Genomic DNA, 25,163 nt, shown 5'->3' with positions numbered 1-25,163 from the left:
CTTCGCCGCCGGAATCCGCGGCGACATTGCAAAGAGTTAAACGATCATCGAGTTCCGTCTCAACGCAGTCCACATCAGGAGACGAATGCGCGAAGTTCGCTCCGGGCAGCCCTGCCAATCGTTGTCTCCGCCCGGTTCAGAACGACATCCCATAGCGCAGCGTCGAGTTCGCAATAGTCGAACAAGAATCGCAAAATGCGCAGCTGGTGCTCGGCAACCAGCCAACGCGCAAACAGGACGAAGGGCTCACTTTCAATCAAGCCGTATCCACCCAGGAAAGCCCTCCACAGAGCGCCAGCATCGCCGTCGTTCATGTTTTCCAACCAGAGGGCCATGGCCGCTACGTCGAGCCATTGAGGGCCGCGGCCACAATCGTCGAAATCGAAAAACGCGACGCGCTCGTCCTGAATCCGCATGTTCATCGGCCTGACATCGCCATGACAAAGACCTGTCGGGCCGATTGGCTTGTTTGCCCCCAGGTCCACTAGCAGATCCATTGATCTGCCGATTTCGGCGGCGACCCGCGGAGATTTCTCGGCGATCATCGCGAGCGTCTCATTGTCCCTAGTATCGCTCAAAAGCTCCCTGTTCGGCGCGAGGGGCGTGAGCCCAGTCTGTCGATGCAGATGGGACAGTGCAACACCGGCGCGATACCAATCGGCCGTGATTGCGGCCAGCTCACGTCCGACCGCCGGAGCGAACACGCCAAGAAGGCGCTTGGTGCCGTCAGGCAATTCAAATGTGGAGAAGGATCGCCCCTCACGATCGATGAGAGGGCGAGATACGTCAAGCGCGGGGGTATCTTCAACGGCTAGGAGCACAGCCATTTCGCTCGCCACGTCGGCGGCTGAACGGCCACAGGTTCGATACACGCGAATGAAGGCACGGTCTTGCACCCCGTCACGAGCAACAAAGGTCCAGTTTGCCCCCTTTATGACGGTAGAGACGCTGCCGGCGAGGCCGTAGGTATCTGCAACGTACGCGGAAATCGCCCGCTCGACCGTCGCTCTAAATTCCTGTTCCATGTCCCCTTGCCTGCTGCTGAGGCGCGCTCGGATATCACAAACACAGCGCCTCGTCTCGCGACGGCCGGCATGCCGCGACAAAGCAGCCATGCACCGCCATGGAAACGTGATCGGAAAGGGCAACATCGCAGCGCTCGTTTGGCGCGGTCAACTTGGACCTGACACCGCTCGCCCGAAGTTCCAGACCGGGATGCCAAGTTTCTTCGCCTTGTCGGCGAGATTGTCCTGAATGCCGGTGCCTGGGAAATGCATCACGCCAATCGGCAGCACGTCGAGCATCGCATCGTTACGCTTGAACGGCGCGGCCTTGGCGTGCTTCGTCCAGTCGGGTTTGAAGGCGATCTGCGGCACCTTGCGATTATCGGCCCATTTGGCGGCGATCAATTCGGCGCCCTTGGGCGATCCGCCGTGGAGCAGCACCATGTCCGGATGCTTCGCGTGGACCTGGTCGAGCTTGGCCCAGATCAGCCGGTGGTCGTTGAAGTCGAGCCCACCGGTGAGTGCCACCTTCGGCCCTGTGGGCAGAAGCACCTGGTTGTCGGCGCGCTTCTTCGCTGCGAGAAAATCACGGCTGTCGATCATGGCTGCTGTGAGATGACGGTGATTGACCTTCGATCCGTTCCGCGGACGCCAAGCTGAATGGGTATGGCGCTCGAAGTGTTCGGCGGCCTGGTCGCGCATCAGCTCGAAGGCGTTGCGTCGCTCGATCAGCGTTTGGCCCTCTGCTGTCAGGCGCTCCAGCTCGACGGATTTGACCTCGCTGCCGTCCTGCTCCCGCTGCGACCGCTGCTGCGCCAGCTCGTTGTCGTCGAGCTCACGCTCGATCCGGTCGATGGCGCGGTGGAAGACGTTCACCGTCGACCAGAGCAGGTCTTCGAGGTCAGGTTCGAGACGGGTGTCGGACAGCGCCACCACTAGAGCATCGAAGACATCGGAGATGCTGCCGGCAAGGACTCGCGCTTCCGGGAGCGGCCGGGGATCGGGCTCGTCGAGGAAAGGCCTGTAGCCATGAAGTTGGAGCTCCTGGAGGACGTGGTCGGTCGGGGATGAGCTGTGGTGCGGCTCGAAATCGTGGTCATGGTCGGTGGTCATTGCGGGTTTTCCCTCGTCGGATCGACCGCGCCCATCGCGGCCTTCATGGCGACGAAAGCGGCGGGCGGAACGGACTTGCACCCGCAGCGCAGCGAAGGGCCGAAGCGGAGCGGAGGACCGAAGGGGGCCGACTATTTTGCCTCGCGATGTAAAGGCGGCTCTGCCGCCGACGGAAAATAGTCGGCCCACGAGGTTGCCGGTCCGGGCCGCTTGCCGCCCGATCGCCCTCTTAAGAAGGCCGTGGGAGCGGTCCTCTCCGCCGCCGAGGGAAGCAGGACCGCCCGCCTGGGGATAATGAAGCATCAGCGCGGCCCTTCCCCGTTCCGGCTAGGCCGCAAGCTCCATGAACCGGGCGGCATCCTGCGCCGCGATCTGCACCCGGCTGGTGGCGCGAAGCGCGTCAATCCCGAGCAGGCGGAGATCTTCGTCGAAGTCGCCAAGCCGTGGCGAGATCACGATCGCCTCGATCCCGGCCGCCTGCGCCCGATCGATCAACGTCGCCATGGCGCCATCGCCGGCAGGATCATCGTCGCGTGCGATGTAGAGCCGGCGAAGCGTGTCCGGGAACAGGATGGAGGAGAGATGCGCTGCCGAAAGCGCCGCCGCCATTGGCATGCTGGGCAGAACGCACCGAAGCGACAACATCGTTTCGATGCCTTCGCCGGCCGCCATCACCTCGCCCGCCACACCGAAGCGAACCGCATGTCCGAGCAGGTCGCCCATGGCCCGTCGCGGCGTGTCGACGGGCGCCTTGCCGAGATTGGCTTCGTTGAAGCCGCCCGGATCAAGCCAGGTGCGATGCGCGCCGGTCAGGTGGCCGCAGAGATCTGTGACGGCAGCGATCATCGCCGGCCAAGTCTCGGTCGGAGAGTGCTCGTCCGGCCGATAATAGCAGCGGGGATGGAAGCGGAGACTTCCGGTTCCGTGCAAAGCCGTAATGCCGCGGCTACGGAGATACGCTTCTACGAGCGTACCCTCGATGTGTTGCGAGATCGCGAAGAGTCTTCGCGCCGCTTCCGGCGATCCGGCAGGCGCGCTCGATTTCCGCGAACCCGCGCGCCTTACCCTGGGCTCCGGTTCGGGACGCGGCATGTTGAGGAAAGAGCGGGCTTCGTTGACGACGTCTTTGAAGTCGACGAAGCCGCAGCTTTCTCGGATCACGTCGAGCAAATCACCATGCTCGGAGGTGGCGGCGTCAGTCCATTTGCCTGCCGGTCCCTTTGAGGATTCCTTGAGCCGCACAAACATCGAACGGCCGGGGGTATTGCGCACATCGCCGACAAGCCAATAGCCGCCTTGTCGACGTCCTGCGGAGAGATAATGTCGACAGACCGCCTCGGCGTCACGCGCGAGATGGCGGGCCAGGTCAGAGGCGTCGTGGCGGGCCATCAGGCGGCCTCCCGCTCGCCGATGCGCTCGACCGGAAAGTGGCCCAGCACCTTCGCCAACACGCCGACACCTGTTGCATCTGATGGCACGAACATGCGCAGCTTCCACGAGATGATCTCGCTGAAGAGGCCGTAAGCGCGTAGTCGGTCCCGCATCGTGTCGGCGAAGCCGGAAAGCTCGATGCGGTGGGTGCCCATCACGCGAACGCGGCGGAGCTGCAGCTCCTCGGCGAGGTCGAGGACCGTCCTCCCCTCCATCAGCGCCGCGAAAGCCGCCTCAGGTGAAAGGGCGGTAGTCCCGATCATCGAGGCGTTTGCTGCCCAGGCTGGCGACACCCTGCGGCCGATGATGCGCTCGCCATCGTCGGTCTGAAGCCGATAGACCCGCGTGGAGTCGGTCGGCAGCCGCTTCCAGATCGGCAACAATATGCCGGCGACGATGTGGAGCGTGCTATCGGCGAACTCCGGCACCTCAGCGACTTCGGCGGTCCATGCTGCGGCGAACGCCTCGTGCTCGGCCGCCTGCCAGTGGCTCTGCTCCATCATCTTCAGCGAAGCATGATGGCGCTCCATCGGCCGGATTAGCCGGACACGACGTTCGATCTCGCCGTCATCGAGCATGAAGCTCGGCGCGGGAATCTGCACCGCGGCGCGGCCGGAGCGCTCGTTGACGAGTAGCACAGCCCCAGCGCCGGCGAGATAATCGAACGCTTGCTCCAGCGTTGAGGGGCGATTGCGCCGGCGTTCGGTGATCGTGAGCAGCCGGGTTTCCGCGCCGGTCGCAGGGTGCGTGTAGATCGTGCGCCGGTCGGTGACGACGAAACTCTCGGCCTGGAGCGTCTCCAGCCCGACGTCGTAGACCCCGCTGGCGATCGCGCCCTCGACCTTGGCGTTCAGCAACTGCTCAAACGCCGTAAACAGCACACCTTGCAGGTTGATGGTGAGCGCGAGCAGCCGGTTCAAGAACGTCGTGATCGGCGGCAATTCGTCCTTGATGCCGCTCTCGTCCATCAGCTTGAGGCCGGTGGCGTCCTCGAACATCTGCAGCGAGCAGCCTTCGACCTTGCCGCGCACGAGCAGCAGATAGAGCTGGCGCAGCGCATCGCGGGCGTAATGGCTCTCAAGATTGTCCTCGGGCCGGAACAGGCCCTGGCCGCCGGTCTGGCGCTGGCCGCGCGTGATGGCGCCGAGCGTGTCGAGGCGGCGGGCAATGGTCGAGAGGAAGCGCTTCTCCGCCTTCACGTCGGTCGCGATCGGGCGGAAGAGCGGTGGCTGCGCCTGGTTGGTGCGGTTGGTCCGCCCGAGTCCCTGGATCGCCGCGTCGGCCTTCCAGCCGGGTTCGAGCAAATAGTGGACGCGAAGTCGGCGATTCCGCGCCGACAGCTCGGCGTGATAGCTGCGCCCGGTGCCGCCGGCGTCCGAGAAGACAAGCACACGCTTCAGGTCATCCATGAAGGCGGCGGTCTCTGCGAGATTGGCGGAGGCGGCACGGTTCTCGACGGCAAGACAATCACCCTTGCGCACCACGCGGCGCGAACGTCCGGTTACTTCCGCCACGAGATCCGTGCCGAAACGCTGCACGATCCGATCGAGCGCGCCGGGAACCGGCGGAAGCGAAGCGAGCCGCTCGATCAGCTCGTTGCGGCGGGAAACGGCCTCCCGGCTCTCGACCGGTTGACCGTCGTGGAAGACGGGCCGAGACGAGAGATTGCCCTCGCCGTCGGTGAAGGGCTCGTAGAGCTGCACCGGGAAGGAATTGGCGAGGTAATCCAGCACATACTCGCGCGGCGTGATGTCCACGCGCACGTCGTTCCATTCCTCAGTTGGAATCTCGGCGAGCCGGCGCTCCATCAGCGCCTCGCCGGTCGAGACGATCTGGATGACGGCGGCGTGGCCGTCGGCCAGGTCCCGCTCGATGGAGCGGACCAGGGTCGGCGTCTTCATGCTCGTGAGCAGATGGCCGAAGAAGCGCTGTTTCGCGCTTTCGAAGGCCGAGCGCGCGGCCGACTTGGCCTGGCGGTTCAGCGTGCCGGTCTCGCCGGTAATGTTGGCGGCCTGCATCGCCGCCTCGAGGTGATTATGGATGACGCTGAACGCACCGGCATATGCGTCATAGATACGACGCTGCTCGTCGGTGAGCTGGTGCTCGACCAGTTCATATTCGACACCGTCGTAGGAGAGCGAGCGGGCGGTGTAGAGGCCGAGCGCACGCAGATCGCGGGCCAGGACCTCCATTGCCGCGACGCCGCCATCCTCGATCGCCTCCACGAACTCCGCTCGTGTGGCGAACGGAAAATCCTCCCCGCCCCAGAGGCCGAGCCGCTGGGCATAGGCGAGATTGTGGACGGTGGTCGCGCCGGCCGCCGAGACATAGACGACTCGGGCGTTGGGGAGCGCATACTGCAGGCGCAAGCCAGCACGGCCCTGCTGCGAGGGGGCGACATCGCCCCGCTCGCCTTGACCGCCACCGGCGTTCTGCATGGCATGGCTCTCGTCGAAAATCATGACGCCGTCGAAGTCGGAGCCCAACCATTGAACGATCTGCCGGACGCGCGAAAGCTTCTCGCCACGGTCGTCGGACCGCAGCGTAGCGTAGGTTAAAAATAGGATGCCTTCGGTGAGGAGGATCGGCCGCCCTTGCGCGAAGCGCGACAGCGGTGTGACGAGCAAACGCTCCATACCGAGCGCCGACCAGTCGCGTTGGGCGTCCTCGAGCAGCTTGTCGGACTTGGAGATCCAGACCGCCTTGCGCCGGCCCTTCAGCCAGTTGTCGAGGATGATGCCGGCCGACTGGCGGCCTTTGCCGGCTCCGGTGCCATCGCCGAGCATGAAGCCGCGACGGAAACGGACCGCATTCGCTGCGTCGTCGCGAGCGGCGGTGACGAGGTCGAACGTCTCGTCAACCGTCCAGGCGCCCGCAAGATAGTCGCCATGCGCCTCGCCGGCGTAGATCACCGTCTCGAGCTGGGCGTCGGATAAGATGCCGTTACTGACGAGATTTGCCGGCAGCCGAGGCCGATAGCTCGGCTTCGGTGGCGCGACCGAGGCCATCGCGGCCGACTGCACCAGCTTGGTCGGGTGCGCCTGCGCACCGGCAATCCGGATCGACTGAAGCCGGTATTCCTCGTAGATGGCCTCAGTGAGATGCGCGCCCTCGGGCGGCGCCCAGTCGATTGTCTCATAGGTGAGGTCGACGGCTTCGGGATCGCTGACCGACGCCTTGGCGGGCTGTATCGCAGCCCGTGCGAGATAGCCGCGCACGGTGCGCGGCGCCGGTGAGGCTGACGTGGGAAGCGCGCCGGTCGATGCGACGGTCAGGCGGGCCGGAACGCGCTTGCCGATCCAGCGAAGCAGAGTCGCGACATCGGGCGCCATTCCCGGCGACTGCGGGACCACATGTGGGTCATCGGCCGGCGCCTTGTCGATGATCGTAAGGCGGGTCTCGATCCTGGTGCCGTGCTTGGCATAGACCGCGCCATCGATCGCGGCGGTGAACACCACGCGACCGCGTTCCTGCAACCGGGCGAAGGCATCCCGCCAAGCCGAGACTTCGGGCGAGAAGTTTGCGCCGGTGATCGTGACCAGCCGGCCGCCATCGCCGAGACGCGCCAGGGCCGAGGCGATGTGACGGTACGCCGCGTCGGCCATGCGGCCGGAAACGTTCGCCATCGCCGAGAACGGCGGGTTCATCAGCACGACACTCGGAACGATCGCGGTATCGAGGTGATCGTCAATTTGGGCCGCGTCGAAACGCGTGACGGAGATGGCCGGAAAGAGGGAAGCGAGCAGCGCGGCGCGGGTCTCGGCGAGTTCGTTCACGACGAGCGTGCCGCCGGCGATCTCGGTGAGAATGGCGAGCAGGCCGGTGCCTGCGGACGGCTCCAGCACGCGGTCCGCCGGCGTAATGGCGGCAGCAGTAAGCGCCGCCAGCCCGAGCGGGATCGGCGTCGAGAATTGCTGAAAGGTCTCGCTTTCAGCTGAGCGGCGCGTGTGGGTTGGGAGAAGGCCGGCGACTTTCGTCAACGCGGAAAGCCGTGAAGCCGGAGAGTCGGCTTTACGGAACAGCGCCTTTCCGTATTTGCGCAGGAACAGGACGGTGGCGACTTCGCAAGCGTCATAGGCCGTCTTCCAGACCCAAGCGCCGGACGCATCTGAGGCGCCAAAGGCGGTTTCCATGGCGTTGCGCAGGATCGCGGCGTCAACGCGTTGGCCGCGCTCGAGATGTGGCAGGAGCTGTTCGGCCGCAGCGATGATGACGCTGGCGCCGTCAGGAGCGCAGACAGATGCAATCGGCGCGGCCTGCTCGGCCGCGATCGCGGAAACGTCGTTCATGAGGGAAGCCTTAAGGAGAGCGGGAAGAGGCGAGCCGATCGGCGCTCTCTCTCGACCGCTCGGCTCAAACCCGTCCCGGCCCACCTCTCACTCTCTGCCCGAAGCCTTGAAACGCAGCCGCGGGTGGCTCGCGGCTCATAAAAATAGGCTGGGACGACATTCGTCGTCCCAGCCAATGTTTCTACTCGGCAGCAATCATATGCGGCTTGTCCGGTTCGTCGGTGGGAGCTTCCTCGTCGTCACCGGCGAGGAATTCCGGCAGCGCCGCGCCATCACTCTCGGGCTCCGCGTCGATCGACGCTGCCACGTCGGCGCTCGCCATCCGCAGCGGCTCGGGCAGCCAGCCGGTCTCGGCCAGGAGGCGTTCGGCCTCCTTGGCCATATCGCCCTTCTTCAGATGGTCGATGAGCTGGGCCGCCCGCTCGCCGGCGCCCTCCCGCACCGCCTCCAGGATGCGGCGCTTCGGCACCCGGCCGAGATAGTTCTCGACGGTCGGGCGCCAACCGGCTTCCACCATGTCGAGCTCGACGGACCTGGCGATGCGATCGGCCTCAGTGATGCGCTGCTCGACGGTGTGCGGCGTGACCCCGCCGCCGTAGCGGTCGCCCTTCTCGTACAGCGCGTTGACGCCGAACGAGGCGCAGTGCGCAAAGAGCGCCGCCTGCTCGTCGCCCGTCAGACCAGTGAGCCAATCCCAGAGATCGGCTTTGTCCTTGGGCAGACGCTCCTCCCAGGTCTTGTGGCGCGCATCGATCGCCTTGGCGGCCAGCGTGTCCTTCAGCCCCTGCGCCTGCAGCGGGAAGCTGGCGGTGCGCACGGAAACCTCTATCGCCGCTCCGCGGGAGAAATAGCGGGAGAAGACATCGAGGCAGAATTTGTGCAGAACCGTCTGGAAGGCGACCGAAGGCGTAGCCGCCAGCTTGTCGCGGAGCGCCAGCGTTCGCTCCGCCGTGAGCTCAGTCAGCAGGCGGTCCGGAAGCGGTTTGATCGCATCATCATCCTCGTCCTCTGGCTCCGCGACATGGCCGCCGACGGTGATGACGGCGCGCCGGCTGACCCGCACCGCCGGCTCCGCACCGTCCGGAGCCGTGGCAGCGGATTCGCCATCGCTGCCCTGTCCGGGCTCAGTCACGGGTACCTCGTCCTCGGGCCGCACGTAGCCGCGATCCACCGACAGCCTGCCTTCGGCATCGATGCCGACAAACACGCCCGCGCGGACGATGTCGTCCGGCTGATAGGTAACGGGCCGATCGTCGAAGGCGGCGAGAGCCGTCTCGATCTCACCCAGTCGCTGGTCAACCTCGTCGGACAGCTCGTCCACACCATCATGCTCGGCCTCGAGCCTCGCAGATTCGGCGTTGAGCGCCTCGATGGTTGCCTGCTCTTCGGCCGTGAGACCAGCGGACACGCCGTCCAGCTCGCGCAGGCCACGGGTATGGCCGTAGGTGAAATCGGTCGCGGCGACCTCGATCCATTTCCAGCCTTCGGCGGCGATCGTTTCCGCCTCTGCCTTCAGCTTCTCGGCGACCAGGCTGTCGAGCAGAACGACGTCCTCCAACCAGCCGCCGTCGTCGGACTGGAAGAGGTCGCGCAGCACCGCGCCGCCGGCCGCTTCGTAGACGTCGATGCCAACAAACACGACCCGCCGGTCGGATGCTCGCACCGTTTTCTCCGTCAGCATCCGGCGGATCTGATAGGGCTCCTTCGACCAAGACCCGGAGATCGCCTGCCAGACCTGCTCCTGGCGTGCATGATCGGGAGTAACGGTGAACGCCGTCAACTGCTCGAGCGATATGCCGTCGTCGGCATAGATGTCGAGCAGCGCGGGCGAAACCGAGGCGAGACGCAGGCGCTGCTTCACGACGTTGACCGACGTGAAGAAAGCAGCGGCGATGTCCTCCTCGGTCCTGCCCTTCTCGCGCATAGCCTGAAAGGCGCGGAACTGGTCAAGGGGGTGCAACGGCGCGCGCTGGATGTTCTCGGCAAGTGAGTCGTCCTCGGCGAGAATGTCGGTCGCCGGATTGCGCACGACGCAAGGTACCGGCGCGGTCTTGGCTAGGCGTTTCTGCTTCACCAGCAGCTCCAGTGCCCGATAGCGGCGGCCGCCGGCTGGGATCTCGAACATTCCGGTCTCGGCGCCTTCGGCGTCGAGGACCGGCCGGACGTTGAGGCTCTGAAGCAGGGTGCGCCGAGCGATATCCTCGGCCAGCTCCTCGATGGAGACGCCGGCCTTCACACGCCGGACGTTCGACTGGCTGAGCACCAGCTTGTTGAAGGGGATGTCGCGCGAGGATGAGAGGGTGATCTTCTGAACGGCAGGCGCCATGAGTGATACTCCGCGACGGGCGGCCCAAAGACTCTCTCTGAGCCTCCAACCCGTCACGAAGCGCGGCGCCGCCCTCTTCCTCTGAGGGCCGCGCCGCAAACCGACGATCAGGAAAGAAGGAAAGCCACGAAGCCGGAGACACGTCGTTCCGCATCTCCGGCTTTCCGGGTATCAGGCTGCGCGGTCGAGCAGCTTCTTCGCACGCGCCTCCAGGTCCAGTCGTGCGTCCTGATGGGTCTTGCCCCGCGCAACCGCTGTGATGCCTTGCACGAAATCGAACACGCTTTCGGGCTTGCGTCCTTCCTCGGCCAACACCGTCTCGATGATCCTCGCTGTCTCTGTCTTCGAGAAGCCACGCTTGCGCAGGAACGCGCTGCGGTCATCGTCGGTGCGGGCGACAATCATCTCTCGTGCGGCCCTGATGCCGTTGACGAAGGGCATCGCTGAGGAATTGGCAAAGTTGGTCAGCGCCGGCACCGCCTCGTGCGCGAAGCGTGAAGCGGCGTATTTGGAGTGACGAATGGTGATCTCCTCGAAATCCTCGACACCCCAGAGATTGCGGTTCTGGCAAACGGCGCGGAGATAGAAGCTCGCCATGCCGAGCGTCTTCGCGCCGACCTCGGAATTCCAGCAGTAGAAGCCGCGGAAGTAGAGGTCCGGCGAACCGTCGGCCAATCGACCGGCCTCGATCGGATTGAGGTCGTCGACCAGGAACAGGAAGACGTCGCGGTCCGATGCGTAAAGCGTCGTCGTATCCTGGCTGATGTCGACATGCGGATTATAGATGCCGGTCGACCAGTCGAGCACCCCCGGCACTTTCCAGCGCGTGTCGCCCGCGCCGTTGCCCGCGATGCGCTGAACCGCCGCCACGAGTTCGTGGTCAAAAATGCGGCCATATTCGGGGCCCGTAATCGCACGAAGCTCAAGACGACCATCTTGGATCTCGAGCGTCTTGACCTGCTCGCCGCGATGAGAACTGAGGCCAAATTGGAGGTTGATGCCAGCGAGCGGCGCCGGGAGCTGCCGCAGATAGGCCGCCGGCGCTCCGACAAGGCCAGCGAGCTGGCTGAAGCTCCAGTGGGTCGGTGCGATCGGAGCATCAGAACCGGGCAACATCAGCGCCAAGTGCTCGGCATCGCCACGGCTGGCCTCCACTCGGATCGCCGCGCTTTCGACCGTTCGGGTCCGGCTGCGCTCGGTCCGTCCGTGCACGGCGGCATAGAGATCCGACAGGGACAAATAGCGCTCGTCCGCCGGCCGCGAAAACCACTCTGAGGATACGCGGCCGACGCGCTCGCCGCGGGTCACATCCACCTTGTAGCCGCCTGCGTGGTCGCGGCCAGCGCTCAGAACTTCGACTTGGGTCATGGGTCATCTCCACGACAGGTGCCGGAGGTCTCTCCTCCGTTCTTCAACCCGTCACGGCGAAGCCCATCCGTCCTCTCACTCTAATGGGGCGTTGCGGGGTCCTCCCCGCAGAAGGGGTCGGCCGAGACTACAGGCTCGGCCGCAGGGGAAGGCTTTCCCCTCACGGCGTAACGTCGGAGTTAAGGAAGTCGGATCGACGTCTACGCGACGCCGGTTGAGCTCTAGTGGATCAAGTCGCTTTACGGTTTTGCAGACGCCAATGCGTCTCGAGCTTATCACAAAGCTGCTTTTGGCGAGCGGCAACGATGGACGGAGTCCAATCGTTGTGCTCCAAAACTTGCGTCGTCAACACGAACGGCGACACGCCGTCTTTTGCGAAGTACGCCTTTTTCTTGCGATCGAACTCCCAATTGCTGGCCGAGGCATTTTTCTTCCTCGTCAGAAGGGCCAAATTTCCGAGCGAGTGAACGATGTCGAGGCGCTTCTGCGCGTCCGGAAACCACTCGATCCACTTGCTGTCTGCCTTCGGATTCTGCGGCATCACGTGCTCAACGGTGATGGTCTCGTAGTCGTAACTTGCGCCACCGCCGGACATCAGTGCGTCCAGACGAAGCAAAACAGCGGACCGGGCGCGAGCGGCCAGGGTATCGTACAAAGGTCCGCACAAAACCTTGAACGTCCCTGCCTGTTCGGCCTGCGAAAGCTGTAGCGCGGATTTATCGCCTGCCAAATCATCACCGCTCTCGACTTCCTTGGTGAGCCGTGAGAATTTCTCTATGCGGTCATTGATACTGCTCTTACGGATCAACATGGAGTACGCAAGGCGCTCCAAATCCCGGAAGAACGACTCCATTTTCTTAGGCTGGCTGCGGTGGCGCACGGCAAAGGCCAAGGCAGGCGGTAGCCAATCGTTAAATTCGAGGCGGTTTAGCCACTTTAAGTGTTCATTGACAATTTCCGCCTTTTCAGAGCTGACGTAAGCGGAATCGGTCAATTCAGCAAAGACCTCGCCGGTGGGAACGATGACATCATCGATCAGTTGCTTGGGTTTGTAAGCTTGAGCAACGTGTTCGCGGAACTCTTTGAGCACCGTACCTTTCGGCTTCGCTTTGCGATAGATCATGCGAATGAGGCTGAGGAGCTCACTGAACTGGTCGCGCCCCAAAGACTCCTCCAGATCCTCCCATTTTTTGGTGTAGGCGTCCCGCTGGCTGTCTTCAATTGCACCGACAATCTCGGCCTTTAAAATGTCGCCCGGCGCGAGTGGTAGACCGCGGCTATTTAGAATCGAGAAAATGCGATACGCGGAGTCGAGGTCCGGGGTCGACACTACGACGAGGAAGCAGCGCGTGACCATAAACTGTGCAAGGGTCAAGCGCTCCGCGACCGTCATCTCCTTCAGCCGCTCGTCAAAATAAAGGGCGTTCCGGCGGAGGTTTTGGCGACTATCAGAGTTTTGCTCACCGAGGGCGATGAGCTTGGCGAAGCCCCCTTCGCGTTGGACATAGGTTTGAAAAAATTCGAGGTCTCGTGATCGCAGGGCCAGACGAAATCGATCCTGTGTCCCCAAGATCTGACTGCCTTTTTCATAGATGAGCTGCGTGATGTCGCGGCCTTCGTCCACTGATAAGTTTGCGCGAATGGCTGAAAGAAGAAGAGTGATCGTTGTCAGCCTCTGTTGACCGTCCACAACTTGGCAGTCGGGGACGGTTTCGGGCTTGATCAAAACGATGCTCCCCAGGAAATAGGGAGAATACTCTTCTCCGGGGTCTTTCGCCTTGGCAGCATCCCATAGGTCATCCAGAAGATCGCGCGCCTGCTCAACCGTCCATGCGTAGGGACGCTGGAATCCGGGAATTTCGAAAACGTAGTCTCCGCCGAAGATTTTTGAGATCGGTTGTTCGTGCGCTGAAAGTGGTGAAGCCATTATTTCCTCTCTCTAAATGGAGGAAACATGACATCCAGTACCCATGGTTGTCGAGGCTCAATTCCACAAGTCCTCAGATTTGGGCCTGCCCCTTGCCGCGGGTCGCTGATCCGAGAGCCATCACTCTGGATGAAGTCACCCAGTTGGAATTGTACCGCGGCTCCAGGCCGACGAAATCGGCAGCGGGTATCTGCTCCAAGCGCTAGTCGACCAGCCGACCAAGGTGGTCGCGATCGCCCGGTGTCGGTTGCGAACATCGCTGCGGGACTGACCAACACCGTCACGCGTCCCACTAAGATTGACCGCCACAACGTCACCCAGTAACGGATACTTGAGCTACCGCTGTCAGTTCTGGCCAGCGGGTCGTCGAACGACCTGCAGCATCCTCTACTTTGTGAACTTGGGACCGCGAGGCGCAAGTATTTTTACTACGCTCCGTCACTCCATCCCGCGATGTTCAACGCCGGTCGGCGCGACAAGTCGTCCGAGTTTGATGCGAGCTACAACAGCTTATCGAGAATGCCGTTTTCTTCCGTCACTCCGGGTGTCAACTTCTCGGCCATTTCGACCGTGCTGTGTCGTGCGGCAGAGTGATGGAGAACGCGAATGTCAGACGCCAAATTCCTTACGCCCGAAGAAGTATCTACACGATACCGTGGCGAGGTGACTGTAGGCACGCTGCGCAACTGGCGCGCGATGCGACTCGGGCCGGCATACGTTAAGATCGGCAAAGCCGTCTTATACCCGCTGGACGAACTTGACGCATGGGATCGAAAAAACCTTGTGATTTGTAGTGCGTCGAAAGGACCTAGCGTGGGAGCTTAACGCGGCAGTCATCCTCGCCAACCACAAGGAGGAACATCTCCCTTGTGCGAGTATCCGCCAGTTCTCGTTGGCCGCTAGACCTGCCAAAAGACGTTTGATTGGCATGCCCCGCAGAAGGCGTAACCCCACATCCCGGCTTCGTATTCTACTTCTTCGCCTTCGCTCATTTCGTCTTGGTCGGCCTCGATAGGCGTCAGCTTCCCGACAGCGCCGCACTCGGGACATCGGCTCGGCATGTGATGTCCGGGACGGACATTGAAGTATTCGCCGTTATCGGGATTGCGCTCGGCCCATAGATCCCGCGCCTCTTTAGCCTGCTCGACGAGAGGCTCAAACTCTCCCCAATCAATCGTCCATTCCTTCTTAGATCTACGGTTCCATATTCGCGCGCTTTTCAGAAGGTGATCGTCGAATACCTTCTGACGACAATCATTGATCACTCGGAAATGCCTCCTGAGATACTTGTATCGTTCGGCTGTGATCTTTCTTTCCTCGAGCAATATCGTCGTCCGCACCCAATGATGGATGTCGTGGCAATCGACGCAAACGATCTCGATACGCAGAAGCGTTGCGGTCCCGGCGCTTCCATTTTCTCGATAGCCCCAGACTTCGTGAGCTTGAAGTCGCGGCCCTGTCGACCCGCAAATTTCGCAGCAGGCGCCCCGTAGCTTGATGAGCCTGCGGCGGAGTTTATCCCATCGCGCCTTTCCGATGCCTTCGCTCGATCGTAGATTCCGTTTCGCGAGCGGTTTCGGGATCAACTCGACGCGGAGTTTGAGCTGACGACGCACACACGCCTTTGAGGGCTGCTTGTTTGCCAAGATCATCGAGCGTGTCCGCGAGCAAGTACGAAGACCAGGAAGGCACCGACCATGATTCGACTCATGATCGCTATAGCTCCAAATCTGCGTTACATTCTCGAGCGTGTGCAACCGTGATCATCACGCCGGCTCACGACGTACCGTCCCCACTCTGCGTCCCCTGCCACCGGTGTCATGCATAAAAAGCTAACATATCCATATACATACTTGAACCAGCACGGTCATGCACAACCACCCCTCCGGCGATCCCTCGCCCTCGCAGGCCGACATCCAGATGACAAAGGCGATCATCGACATCGCAAAACCGCTAGGGATTGCCGTGCACGACCACATCATCGTCGGCAGGAGCGGGCACGCGAGTTTGCGGGGGATGAGATTGATCTAGCCGCTTGGCAGCGCGTTGGCGCTCGCACGCCACACTGGAGGGAGAAACGGGAGTGAGGGGCAAAAGTTTCATATGTGCGATCACCGGCGCCGCAATGCTCGCGGCACCAGCGTTGGCCGCGAGCGAGCGAGATTGGTCCGACTGCCAGGGTGCCGATCCGACACGCATGATCACCGGGTGTAGCCGGGTGATCGAAGACAAGGGCGAGGCGGCCAAGCAACGCGCCGCGGCGCTCTATATGCGGGGAATTGCCTATATCGCCCGGGGCGATGTCGATCGCGCGCTGGTAGACTACGATGAGGCGATCCGGCTCGATCCCGGCAACGGATTGACCTTCAACGAGCGCGGCCTCGCGTTTGAAGCGAAAGGGGATCTCGATCGGGCCATTGCCGAATTCGACCGGGCCGTCGAGCTTCGTCCCGGCAATGCTGACATTCACTACAATCGCGGCAAGGCGCTGCTGAGAGTCGACGAGATCGATCGGGCCATCGCCGATTTTGACCAGGCGATCAAGCTCGGAACCGCCAGCATCGTTGCAACGGCGGCCAGTGACGCAATCACAAAGCTGACCGCCGCACGCATCAAGTCCGATTATTTTCACATCCGGGCTCATGCCAGGTTCGTTCAGGGAAAATACGCGGATGCCGCGTCCGACTATGCAGAGGTCGTCGCACTGCGGCGCGATGATCCCTATCCTGCCCTGCAGCTTCATCTCGCGCGGGCGCGATCCGGACAATCCGGCGGCATCGCCGAGTTGCAGGCGGCCAAATCAGCCATCAAACCGGGAGAATGGCCTTATCCGGTGGTCGAACTGCTCTTGAATCGCAAGACCGCCATGGAGACGCTCGCGGCGGCCCTGACACCGGACCAGCGCTGCGAGGCCCAGTATTACGTCGGCGAATATAATCTGCTGCGCGGTGACATCATGGCTGCAGAGACCGCGCTCGAAACCGCCGCGCACAGCTGTACGACAGAGTTTACTGAGTACCAGCTCGCGCGATCCGAGCTGAAACGACTGCGGCGGTAGGTCTCGTGCTTGGATGGTTGCGAAGACCAGTCTCTGTCGCGACGGTCCCTTGGTGTATTCCCTCGCTGGAGGTTTAGGGCGCTCGCTCCCGCACGAGACGAAGCTCCTGACTGGCGGCAGCGCCATTGCTGCCATTAGGGCTGCTTGAGCAGATCCGCGTGTCTCACGGCTCGACCCAGCGCTGCACGGCCTCGGCGGTGTCGGCGGGCGTGGTGTTGAAGCAGATCGCGGCCTCCGGCGCCAAACGGTGAACGAGGTTGAGCACCTTCTCGAACAGCACCAGGCGCTCCTTCGGCTCGCGCAGGCCGGCGCCGATCACGATGCAGTCGAAGCGCTCCTCGCGCAGCGCCGCCGTAACCCCGGCTTCCGCAGTGGTGTCGAGGTCGATCAGGCAGCTCGTGACCTCGAAGCCGAGATCGCGCAGGCGCAGCAGCTGCGCCTCGATGTAGCCGCGCACGAGCTCCGGCGTGAGCTGCGGGAATGCGCTATAATCGGCATTGCCGGGCTCGATGCCGATCGCCAGGACGCGCTTGGCCATGCAGGACTCCTTGCCGGACCGTCTCGCCTCGCTCGAGCATGATCCGGAGAAGTGCGAAGCGGCTTTCCGGAAAGATCATGCGCAACCAACAACCTAAAGCGCGATGACGATTCGTCCAAATCCCATCGCGCGTTAACGGACGGACGACCCTGCCGGTTCCCTCGCGAACGATGGCTCAAGGGGCCTCCGGCCCCGCCGCCGATTTCTCATCAAAGCTGTAAGCCATTTCACATGCGACCGGCCGGCGAGCTGCCAGATTTGCAGGAGATCGCGCTGGCATTGCGCGCTGATCACGGCACCCGGCCCACCTTGGTTTGCACGGAGAATCGATAATTCATTCATTTGCGGGAGCGGACAATGATCTCATTCGAGAGTTTGAAAGCCGAATATGAGCGGAATTGGGCCGGCCTGGAGATCCGGCCCGGGCGCCTTGCGGAGGCCAATGCGGTGGCCCGCAAGGCCCTCAACGGCAAGGCGACCTATCAGCAGATCGAGCGGTTGACGGGCGTTCCCTGGCATTTTGCCGCGCTGTGCCACTACCGCGAGTCCAACTTCGACTTCGACACCTATCTCGGCAACGGCGAATCGCTGCATCGCGTGACCACGATCGTTCCGAAGGGCCGCGGCCCGTTTGCCACTTTCGTCGACGGCGCCGTGGACGCGTTCAGAATCGAGAACTTCGTCGGCGCCCAGGATTGGGGAATCGCGCGGATGCTGTTCCGGCTCGAGGCGTTCAACGGCTTCGGCTATCACGCCAAGGGGGTCAATTCGCCCTATCTCTATGGCGGCTCGACGCTGTACGGACCGCCAGAGGCACGCGCCGGAAAATTCGTCCGCGACCACGTGTTCGACCCCAATCACGTCGATTCCCAGCTCGGCACCGCCGTGATCCTGCATGCGATGATGGCGCTGGATTCCTCGATCACGCTCGACGACGGTCCGCAATTCGTCGGCCGCGCCGAGCCCGAGGACGATGCGGCCGCGACGATCGTCCTGATGCAGCAGGCGCTCAACACGCTCGGTGCCAATCCGCCGCTCGCCGAGGACGGCATCAGCGGGCCGAAGACCAGGGCCGCCGTCTCGCAGTTTCAGCAACAGAACGGTCTGAGGGATACCGGGCTGCTCGACGCGGCCACGATGGCCGCCATCACCCGCGCGACGCAGCAGCCGGGCATTGCCGGGCAGACCGCCGATCTATCTCACGTCCTGACGCGGCTGGAGGACCTTGCGCAAGTGCTGCGGCCGTCGTCCGGCGGCACGACGCTGCCGGCGACGATACCGGGCAACACGCTGCCTGCCATCAATGATCCGATCAACCTGTTCGAACGGCTCTTCTCCCTCGTCAACAAGGCAGCGCCCATGCCAGCACCAGCCACCCCGACAGCTCCCGCGCCGGTCGATCAGCTCAAGCAGGTGGTCGACCTGCTCGGCGCGCTGCTCAACAAGGACGGCAAGCCCATGCTGGGCCAGGTCAACGGCGCGCTTGGCGAAACCATTGGCAAGCTGCTCGACGGCAAGAAGACCGCGCTCGGCATCGGCGGCTCGCTGATCACCGCGCTGCTGTCGTCGGTGACGGCGAGCCCCAATGCGGGAGGCATCGCCGGACTGCTCGGAACGATCGTGTCGGCGGTGCCGGGCCTTGGCCAGTTCGCGATGCCGATATCGCTGGCGCTGGCGGCCTGGGGCGTGCTCGGCAAGCTGGAGAAATGGGCGCAGGGCACCGCGCCGCCGCCGAAGCTGACGACGTAGAAGATGGATGGGACGTGAGGCGTTGACAGTCTCCACGGCGTCATGGCCGGGCCTGTCCCGGCCATCCACGCCTGGCTACGCGGCACAAAGAACGTGGATGCCCGGGACAAGCCCGGGCATGACGATCTCTTGTAAATCTTCGTATCCGATTGCCCTAGCTTGCCGGGGAAAGCCCGCGGCTTGCCCCCTACTGGCGCAGCATGATCAGGGGATCGGCAGTGTCGGGGACGCGGCGCCATTGCGCGTTATCGTCGGCCTCGAACTGCCAGACCGCGCCCGATTTCGACATCAGGATGATCTGGCCGCGCTCGAGCCGCCATTGCGTCGGATTGAATTGCGCGATGGCCGCGTCGCATTTCGGCTTGAGGAAGACCTGGAAATTGTCCGGCGCCGCCTCGGTGTTGGTCAGCGTCAGCCCGCAGACCGGCTGGCCGTTGCCGCGCACCATCGCCCAGTCGCCGATCATCTGGTCCATCGACTTGGCCATCGAGCGGGCGGCGGCGAGGTCCTGCAGGATGTAGACGCCCTCGCCCTGGCGCAGGCCCTCGAAGATGCCGGCCTCGACTTCGGTGAAGTCGATCACGGCTTCACCGCTGGCGTCCTGCAGGCGAACGATATCGAGCCCCCTGACGCTCCAGGCGACGATGTCCTTGGTGAAAGGCAGCGCGGTCTTGCAGGCGGGCTCCAGCTCCAGCTTGTAGCCCTGGCCAGCGGCGTCGCCCTTCATGGTGACGACGCAGGTCTTGCTGCGCTCGGTGGTCGAGAGCTCCCACTGCCCAAGCATCGATTTCTTCAGGCTCGTCGCATCCTGCGCATGCGCGATGCCGATCGCGGCGAGATAGGCCGCGACGACGCCGATCGCGGCCAAAGCGGCCGCGACGGCGGATGCGACGGCCCGAAGAACGGACATCAGCGCCCCTTGAACGGCGTTTCGGCCACCGGCGTCAGCGGCGCCTTGCCGGCGAACCAGGCCTTGAGATTGTCGACGACGAGCTGGTCCATCGCGTTGCGCGTCACCACCGAGGCCGAGCCGATATGCGGCAGCAGCACGACGTTCTGCATCGACTTGAGCTCGTCCGGCACGTTCGGCTCGGCCGCGAACACGTCGAGGCCGGCGGCGAGGATGGTGCCCGATTTCAACGCCTGAACCAGCGCCGGCTCGTCAACCACGGAGCCGCGCGCGACGTTGATCAGCACGCCGCGCGGGCCGAGCGCCTTCAGCACCTCGGCATTGATCATCTTGTTGGTGGAGGCGCCGCCGGGCACGATCACCATCAGCGTATCCACCGCCTTCGCCATCTCGATCAGATCGGGATAATGCTTGTAGGAGACGTCCTTGGACGGGTTGCGCGAGTGGTAGACCACCGGCACCAGTGAGGCATCCAACCGCCGCGCGATGGCCTGGCCGATCCGGCCCATGCCGACGATGCCGACCTTGCGGTCGCGCAGCGAGCCGACGCTGAGCGGATAGTTCTGAGTCTGCCACAGCCCCGAGCGGACGTAGCGGTCGGCCTTTATGAACTCGCGCAAGGTCGAGATCAGCAGGCCCATCGCGACGTCGGCGACCTCCTCGGTCAGCACATCGGGCGTGTTGGTGACGATGATGTTGTGCTCGGCCGCGTATTTGGCATCGATATGGTCGTAGCCGACGCCGAAGCTCGCCACCATTTCCAGCTTGGGCAGCTGCGACAGCGAATCCCTGTCGGCGCGCACGGTGTGATAGGTCACGGCGGCACCGCGGATTTTTTCACGGACCGCGGGCGTCAGCCGTTCGAGGTCGCCGCGCGTCTCGGCCTTGTGCACGACGAAATGATCGGAAAAGCCGTTCTCGAGGATCGGCCGCACCGGCCCATAGATCAGAAGGTCGATCTTTTCGGACGAAATCGAACCGGTAGACATCAGCTTTCCTTTCCAAGCGCGCTCTCGTGCCAGCGCCGTAAAACGAGGTGCGAAACTAGCGCCAGCACCCCATAGATGACAATCCCGGCCAGCGACAGCAGCAGCAGCGCCGCGAACATGCGGGGTATGTTCAATCGGTAGCCTGATTCCGCGATCCTGTAGGCAAGCCCCGAGCCGGCGCCTGCCGTTCCCGCCGCGATCTCCGCGACGACCGCGCCGATCAGCGACAGGCCGCCTGCGATGCGGAGGCCCCCGAGAATGTAGGGTAATGCCGCAGGCAGCTTCAAAAAGCGCAGGGTTTGCGGATTTGATGCGCCGTAGAGCTGGAACAGGCCGGCGAGGTTGCGATCGACCGAATTGAGCCCGAGCGTTGTGTTGGACAGCACCGGGAAGAAGGCGACGATGAAGGCGCAGACCACGACCGCGGTCTGCTGTTCCAGATAGATCAAAAGCAGCGGCGCGATCGCGATCACCGGGGTGACCTGGAGGACGATCGCATAGGGAAACAGCGAGTATTCCACCCATTTCGACTGGTTGAACAGCAACGCCAGCGCGACGCCGCCGATGCTGGCCGCGACAAAGCCTTCGAGCGTGGTCAGAAGCGTGGTCGCGAGCGATTGCGACAGCACCGCCCAGTCATTGATCAAGGTCAGCACGATCACGGACGGCGCCGGCAGCACGTAAGGCGGGATGCCCTTGAAGCGGACCACCAGTTCCCAAGCGATCAGGCCGGCGGCGAACACGACGACGGGCAGCACCAGGCGCACGGCGTGCTGCGCAGCTCGCGGCTTCACGGCGACGGAGAGTTGCGCGTTCATAGCGTCGATTGCTCCGAATAGGACGGCGCCAGCGCCGCCGACACTTTGCGGCAATAATCGGAATAGGCGGCCGAGGTGCGGAACGCCTCGCCCCGCGGCTCGACCGTCTCGATACGGATGTCGGCCTGAATGCGGCCTGGCCGCGCCGTCATCACCACCACGCGCTGCGACAGATAGACGGATTCGAACACCGAATGGGTGACGAAAATGACCGTCTTGCCGAGAGCTCGCCACAGCGCGAGCAGATCGTTGTTGAGGCGGAAGCGCGTGATCTCGTCCAGAGCGGCGAACGGCTCATCCATCAAGAGGATATCTGGATCGGTGACGAGCGCGCGCGCCAGCGACACCCGCATCTTCATGCCGCCGGAGAGCTCGCGCGGAAAGCTATCGGCGAAATCGGCGAGCCCGACGCTGGCGAGCGCTTCGTCGGCCCGCGCGCGTCCCTCCGCCTTCGGCACGCCGCCGAGCTTGAGCGGCAGCCGCACATTCTCGCGCACGCTGGCCCAGGGCATCAGCGTCGGCTCCTGGAACACGAAGCCGATGCCGTGGCCCGGCTGCACCTCGCCCTCATGACGCGCCACCCGCACGATGCCCGAGGACGGCGCGCTGAGCTGCGCGATCAGCCGCAGCACGGTCGACTTGCCGCAACCGGACGGCCCCAGCAGCGAGATGAACTCGCCCTTGCGGACAGCAAGGTCGAATGGGCCGAGCGCCATAACGCCGTTGTCATAGGTCTTCGTCACGCCGCGCAGGCTGACGGCGAGATGCGTCAGGCCCGTCTCGACGGCGGACGAGGTTCTGCGCTCTACCATCGATCGGTGGCTGTGATGTGGTGGGACCGAGCCGCAACCTGCACCTCTCCCCAGCGGGGAGAGGTCGGCGCGCAGCGCCGGGTGAGGGGCAAGAGGTCCCACGAGAGAGCGTAACCCCTCACCCGGATCGCATCTGACGATGCGATCCGACCTCTCCCTTCGGGAGAGGTGAGCGACGCCGCCACACGTTCATCCAGCCGCGGCATCCGTTACGGCTTGCTCGGGCGCAGCTCGACCCCGACGCCCTTGTTGACGAAGCGCAGCGTGTAGGATTTGCGGAAGTCGAGATCCGGCTTGACGACACCGGCCTTGACCATCTTGTTGAAGAAGGAGGTGTAACGCTCGTCGCTCATGGCGCCGATGCCGTTCTTCAGGCTGTCGCCGGAATCGACGATGCCGTGCTCCTTCATCTTGGCGACGGAATAAGCGAGCAGGTCGTCGGTCATCTCCGGATTGAGCTGCTTGATCATGGCGTTGCCGGCGGAATTGTCGCGATAGATGTAATTGTACCAGCCGATCATGGAGGCATCGACGAAGCGCTGGACGAGATCGGGCTTCTTCTCGACCACGTCGCGGCGGGCCTCGATCAGGGTCGAATAGGTGTTGAAGCCGTAGTCGGCCAGCAGCAGCACGTTCGGCTTGAAGCCCGCCGCCTTCTCGACCGCGAACGGCTCGGAGGTGACGTAGCCCTGCATCGCGCTCTTGGGATTGGCGATGAAGGGCTGCGGATTGAAATTATAGGGACGGACGTTCTTCTCGCTGAAGCCGTATTCGGACTTCAGCCACTGGAAGTAGCTGCCCATGCCCTCCTTGGAGACGAACAGCGTCAGCGGCTTGAGGTCCTCGATCTTCGCAACCTTGGCATCGGGCTGCGTCAGCATCACCTGCGGGTCCTTCTGGAAGATCGCGGCGATGGTCACGACCGGAACGTTGTTCGCCACCGCGTCGAAGGACATCAGCGTGTTCGCGGCCATGAAGAAATCGATCTTCCCGGCGATCAGCAGCATCCGGTTGTTCTCGTTGGGCCCGCCGGGGACGATGGTGACGTCGAGGCCATATTTCTTGTAGGTGCCGTCGGCCACAGCCTGGAAGAAGCCGCCATGCTCGGCCTCGGCCACCCAGTTGGTGCCGAAGGTGACCTTGTCGAGCGTCTCGGCCCGCGCCGGTGCAAGGGAGGCGAGAGCGGCCAATACGCCCGCCGTTAGCGCGCGCCGCAGATGAGAGGGGGTCATGATGGCACTCCGTCGATCGTGGCTGGCCCAATCGCGTCTGGTCCGAGTGAAGGCAACGCGATAAAACCGCATGACATCAGGGGACGCGAGCCGGCCGGCCCGCGTCCCCTCATACCCCAAATTACGTGACAAATTCGGGCAAAGAAACCGTGAAGACGCCCTCCCGCGACTGGATCGACATCGACTGGGCTCATGCCGACCCTGCGGAGGTGTCGCGCTGGATCGCGGTGCTGCCGCTGGCGGCGACCGAGCAGCACGGCCCGCATCTGCCGGTGACAACCGACGTGCTGATTGCGGACGCCTATCTGGCGCGCACGCGCGAACTGCTCCCGCCATCTGTTCCGGCCAGCTTTTTGCCCGTCGAGCCCATCGGCATCTCCACCGAGCATATCGATTATCCCGGCACGCAGACGCTGCCGACCGAAGTCGCGTTGAAGCGATGGACAGGATTGGGCGAGGACATCGCGCGGCGCGGCGTGAAGAAGCTCGTCATCATCACCAGCCATGGTGGCAACAGCGCGGCCATGATGCTGGTCGCGCAGGATCTGCGCGCGCACCAAAAGCTGCTTGTGGTGACGACCTCGTGGTCGCGGCTGTCAGGCGCCGACAAGCTGTTCCCCGCCGAGGAGGTACGCCACGGCATTCATGGCGGCGCGATCGAGACCTCGATCATGCTGGCGCGCTATTCCGATCAGGTGCGCAAGGATGCGATCGCGGATTTTCCCGCGAGCAGCGTCGTGCTGGAGCAGCAATATCGCTGGCTGTCGACACAGCGGCCGGCGCCGTTCGCCTGGCAGGCGCAGGATCTGAACGCCAGCGGTGCCATCGGCAATGCGACGCTGGCCGAGCCGGCAAAGGGCGAGCAGCTTCTCGACCAGGGCGCGCGCGCCTTTTGCGAGCTGCTGGGGGAGGTCGATAACTTCGACGTGAACAGGCTTGCCAAGGGCCCCCTCGGCTAGCCCGCATCCAACTGAGACCATTCGGGAAATAACCGGATTCGGAGAGCGCCAGATACGCCTTCGAACCGGTTTGGGCATGCCTCCGTCCAATTGGGCACGCGGGCCACAACGGACCGCCTCAACCCCGGATGGAGTTTCACATGTCGATCAAGAGCAAGATTGCCGCCGCAGCCCTCGCTGCCCTCGCCGTCACCGGCAGCATCGCGTCCACCACCACCGCGGCCGAAGCCAAGCAGCCGGGCTGGGTCTGGGGCGTGGGCGCCGGCATCGCCACCGCCGCCGTCGTCGGCTCCGCGATCGCCGCCAGCAACGACCCCTATTACTACGGCTATCACCGCTGCGGCTGGGTCGCCCAGTACAACGCCTTCGGCCAATACATCGGCCGCGTTCGCACCTGCTACTGATCTGAGGACCTGAGGCCGATCTCATACGTGGATCCTGCGTCCGACACGGGCGCCTCATCCACCCCGTGTCGTGCCCCCGACCCCGCCCGGCTGTCCCCCCGGGCGGGGTCATTCGTTTGAGGGCCGGCGTTGTTGCAGCCGCGTCACACAGGAGTGCGAACCCTCCTGTGCGGCAATCCGCGCCAGTTGCTATTGCGAATTAATCGCAATAAGGTTTGCCGCAGGTTCGGGAACTT

At 63.5% G+C, this 25,163-nt stretch carries 19 protein-coding genes and 1 pseudogene; 6 read left to right on the top strand and 14 right to left on the bottom strand.

What is annotated here, in order from left to right:
* Positions 1-74: 74 nt before the first annotated feature.
* The 7 genes from P6U31_RS03335 to P6U31_RS03305 form a co-directional block, all read right to left on the bottom strand.
* Positions 75-1,025 carry a phosphotransferase gene (locus tag P6U31_RS03335; protein ID WP_407186850.1) on the bottom strand — a complete coding sequence of 317 codons (951 nt, stop codon included), beginning with the start codon at positions 1,023-1,025 and terminating at the stop codon, positions 75-77.
* 147 nt (positions 1,026-1,172) lie between these two features.
* Positions 1,173-2,117, bottom strand: a complete 945-nt coding sequence (locus tag P6U31_RS03330; RefSeq protein ID WP_407190076.1) for a DUF2493 domain-containing protein — start codon at positions 2,115-2,117, stop codon at positions 1,173-1,175.
* A 327-nt stretch (positions 2,118-2,444) separates the two neighbouring features.
* A complete protein-coding gene (locus tag P6U31_RS03325; protein ID WP_407186849.1) occupies positions 2,445-3,506 on the bottom strand; it encodes a toprim domain-containing protein in 1,062 nt (353 codons plus the stop codon).
* Positions 3,506-7,837, bottom strand: coding sequence for a strawberry notch-like NTP hydrolase domain-containing protein (locus P6U31_RS03320; protein ID WP_407186848.1), 4,332 nt, complete (start codon positions 7,835-7,837; stop codon positions 3,506-3,508). Before P6U31_RS03320 ends, P6U31_RS03325 begins: the two co-directional genes overlap by 1 nt.
* A gap of 181 nt (positions 7,838-8,018) precedes the next feature.
* The gene (locus tag P6U31_RS03315) at positions 8,019-10,163 is read right to left on the bottom strand and encodes a ParB/RepB/Spo0J family partition protein (RefSeq protein WP_407186847.1); all 2,145 of its coding nucleotides are present in this window, start codon (positions 10,161-10,163) and stop codon (positions 8,019-8,021) included.
* A gap of 171 nt (positions 10,164-10,334) precedes the next feature.
* Complete coding sequence (locus P6U31_RS03310; RefSeq protein WP_407186846.1) at positions 10,335-11,531, bottom strand: DUF932 domain-containing protein; 1,197 nt, start codon at positions 11,529-11,531, stop codon at positions 10,335-10,337.
* 229 nt (positions 11,532-11,760) lie between these two features.
* Complete coding sequence (locus P6U31_RS03305) at positions 11,761-13,458, bottom strand: DUF262 domain-containing protein (protein WP_407186845.1); 1,698 nt, start codon at positions 13,456-13,458, stop codon at positions 11,761-11,763.
* 606 nt (positions 13,459-14,064) lie between these two features.
* On the opposite strand from P6U31_RS03305, the gene P6U31_RS03300 reads away from it, so the two are divergent.
* A complete protein-coding gene (locus P6U31_RS03300; RefSeq protein ID WP_161532547.1) occupies positions 14,065-14,283 on the top strand; it encodes a helix-turn-helix domain-containing protein in 219 nt (72 codons plus the stop codon).
* 74 nt (positions 14,284-14,357) lie between these two features.
* Here P6U31_RS03300 and P6U31_RS03295 read toward each other — a convergent pair whose 3' ends face one another.
* Positions 14,358-15,110: a hypothetical protein gene (locus P6U31_RS03295; RefSeq protein WP_407186844.1), complete on the bottom strand. Its 753-nt coding sequence runs from the start codon at positions 15,108-15,110 to the stop codon at positions 14,358-14,360.
* 214 nt (positions 15,111-15,324) lie between these two features.
* On the opposite strand from P6U31_RS03295, the pseudogene P6U31_RS03290 reads away from it, so the two are divergent.
* Positions 15,325-15,489 (top strand): annotated as a pseudogene (locus P6U31_RS03290) (JAB domain-containing protein); the annotation flags it as partial.
* A 187-nt stretch (positions 15,490-15,676) separates the two neighbouring features.
* Entirely contained in the window at positions 15,677-16,516 is an 840-nt protein-coding gene (locus P6U31_RS03285) for a tetratricopeptide repeat protein (protein ID WP_407186843.1), read from the top strand.
* A 163-nt stretch (positions 16,517-16,679) separates the two neighbouring features.
* Here the strand turns inward: P6U31_RS03285 and P6U31_RS03280 are convergent, their stop codons facing one another.
* Positions 16,680-17,054 carry a hypothetical protein gene (locus P6U31_RS03280; RefSeq protein ID WP_407186842.1) on the bottom strand — a complete coding sequence of 125 codons (375 nt, stop codon included), beginning with the start codon at positions 17,052-17,054 and terminating at the stop codon, positions 16,680-16,682.
* A gap of 357 nt (positions 17,055-17,411) precedes the next feature.
* Between P6U31_RS03280 and P6U31_RS03275 the strand changes: the two genes are divergently transcribed.
* A complete protein-coding gene (locus tag P6U31_RS03275; RefSeq protein WP_407186841.1) occupies positions 17,412-18,803 on the top strand; it encodes a peptidoglycan-binding protein in 1,392 nt (463 codons plus the stop codon).
* 187 nt (positions 18,804-18,990) lie between these two features.
* On the opposite strand, the gene P6U31_RS03270 is transcribed toward P6U31_RS03275, so the two are convergent.
* The 5 genes from P6U31_RS03270 to P6U31_RS03250 all read right to left on the bottom strand — a co-directional run bounded on the left by P6U31_RS03270 (position 18,991) and on the right by P6U31_RS03250 (position 23,564).
* Positions 18,991-19,713, bottom strand: coding sequence for an AprI/Inh family metalloprotease inhibitor (locus P6U31_RS03270; RefSeq protein ID WP_407186840.1), 723 nt, complete (start codon positions 19,711-19,713; stop codon positions 18,991-18,993).
* Positions 19,713-20,702 (bottom strand): 2-hydroxyacid dehydrogenase, encoded by a 990-nt coding sequence (locus P6U31_RS03265; RefSeq protein WP_407186839.1) that lies wholly within the window; start codon positions 20,700-20,702, stop codon positions 19,713-19,715. The genes P6U31_RS03270 and P6U31_RS03265 overlap by 1 nt, the downstream gene beginning before the upstream one ends.
* Positions 20,702-21,520 carry an ABC transporter permease gene (locus P6U31_RS03260; protein ID WP_407186838.1) on the bottom strand — a complete coding sequence of 273 codons (819 nt, stop codon included), beginning with the start codon at positions 21,518-21,520 and terminating at the stop codon, positions 20,702-20,704. Before P6U31_RS03260 ends, P6U31_RS03265 begins: the two co-directional genes overlap by 1 nt.
* Positions 21,517-22,332 (bottom strand): ABC transporter ATP-binding protein, encoded by an 816-nt coding sequence (locus tag P6U31_RS03255; protein WP_407186837.1) that lies wholly within the window; start codon positions 22,330-22,332, stop codon positions 21,517-21,519. The genes P6U31_RS03260 and P6U31_RS03255 overlap by 4 nt, the downstream gene beginning before the upstream one ends.
* A gap of 209 nt (positions 22,333-22,541) precedes the next feature.
* A complete protein-coding gene (locus P6U31_RS03250) occupies positions 22,542-23,564 on the bottom strand; it encodes an ABC transporter substrate-binding protein (RefSeq protein ID WP_407186836.1) in 1,023 nt (340 codons plus the stop codon).
* A gap of 149 nt (positions 23,565-23,713) precedes the next feature.
* On the opposite strand from P6U31_RS03250, the gene P6U31_RS03245 reads away from it, so the two are divergent.
* Both P6U31_RS03245 and P6U31_RS03240 read left to right on the top strand, forming a co-directional pair.
* The gene (locus P6U31_RS03245; protein WP_407186835.1) at positions 23,714-24,523 is read left to right on the top strand and encodes a creatininase family protein; all 810 of its coding nucleotides are present in this window, start codon (positions 23,714-23,716) and stop codon (positions 24,521-24,523) included.
* A gap of 140 nt (positions 24,524-24,663) precedes the next feature.
* Positions 24,664-24,927 (top strand): hypothetical protein, encoded by a 264-nt coding sequence (locus tag P6U31_RS03240; RefSeq protein WP_407186834.1) that lies wholly within the window; start codon positions 24,664-24,666, stop codon positions 24,925-24,927.
* The last annotated feature ends 236 nt before the right edge of the window (positions 24,928-25,163 follow it).

The sequence above is a fragment of the Bradyrhizobium centrosematis genome, from assembly GCF_045571495.1.
Lineage (GTDB): Bacteria > Pseudomonadota > Alphaproteobacteria > Rhizobiales > Xanthobacteraceae > Bradyrhizobium > Bradyrhizobium centrosematis.
Note: the sequence above shows the minus strand (reverse complement) of the source record. Positions and strands in the feature narration are given on the sequence as shown.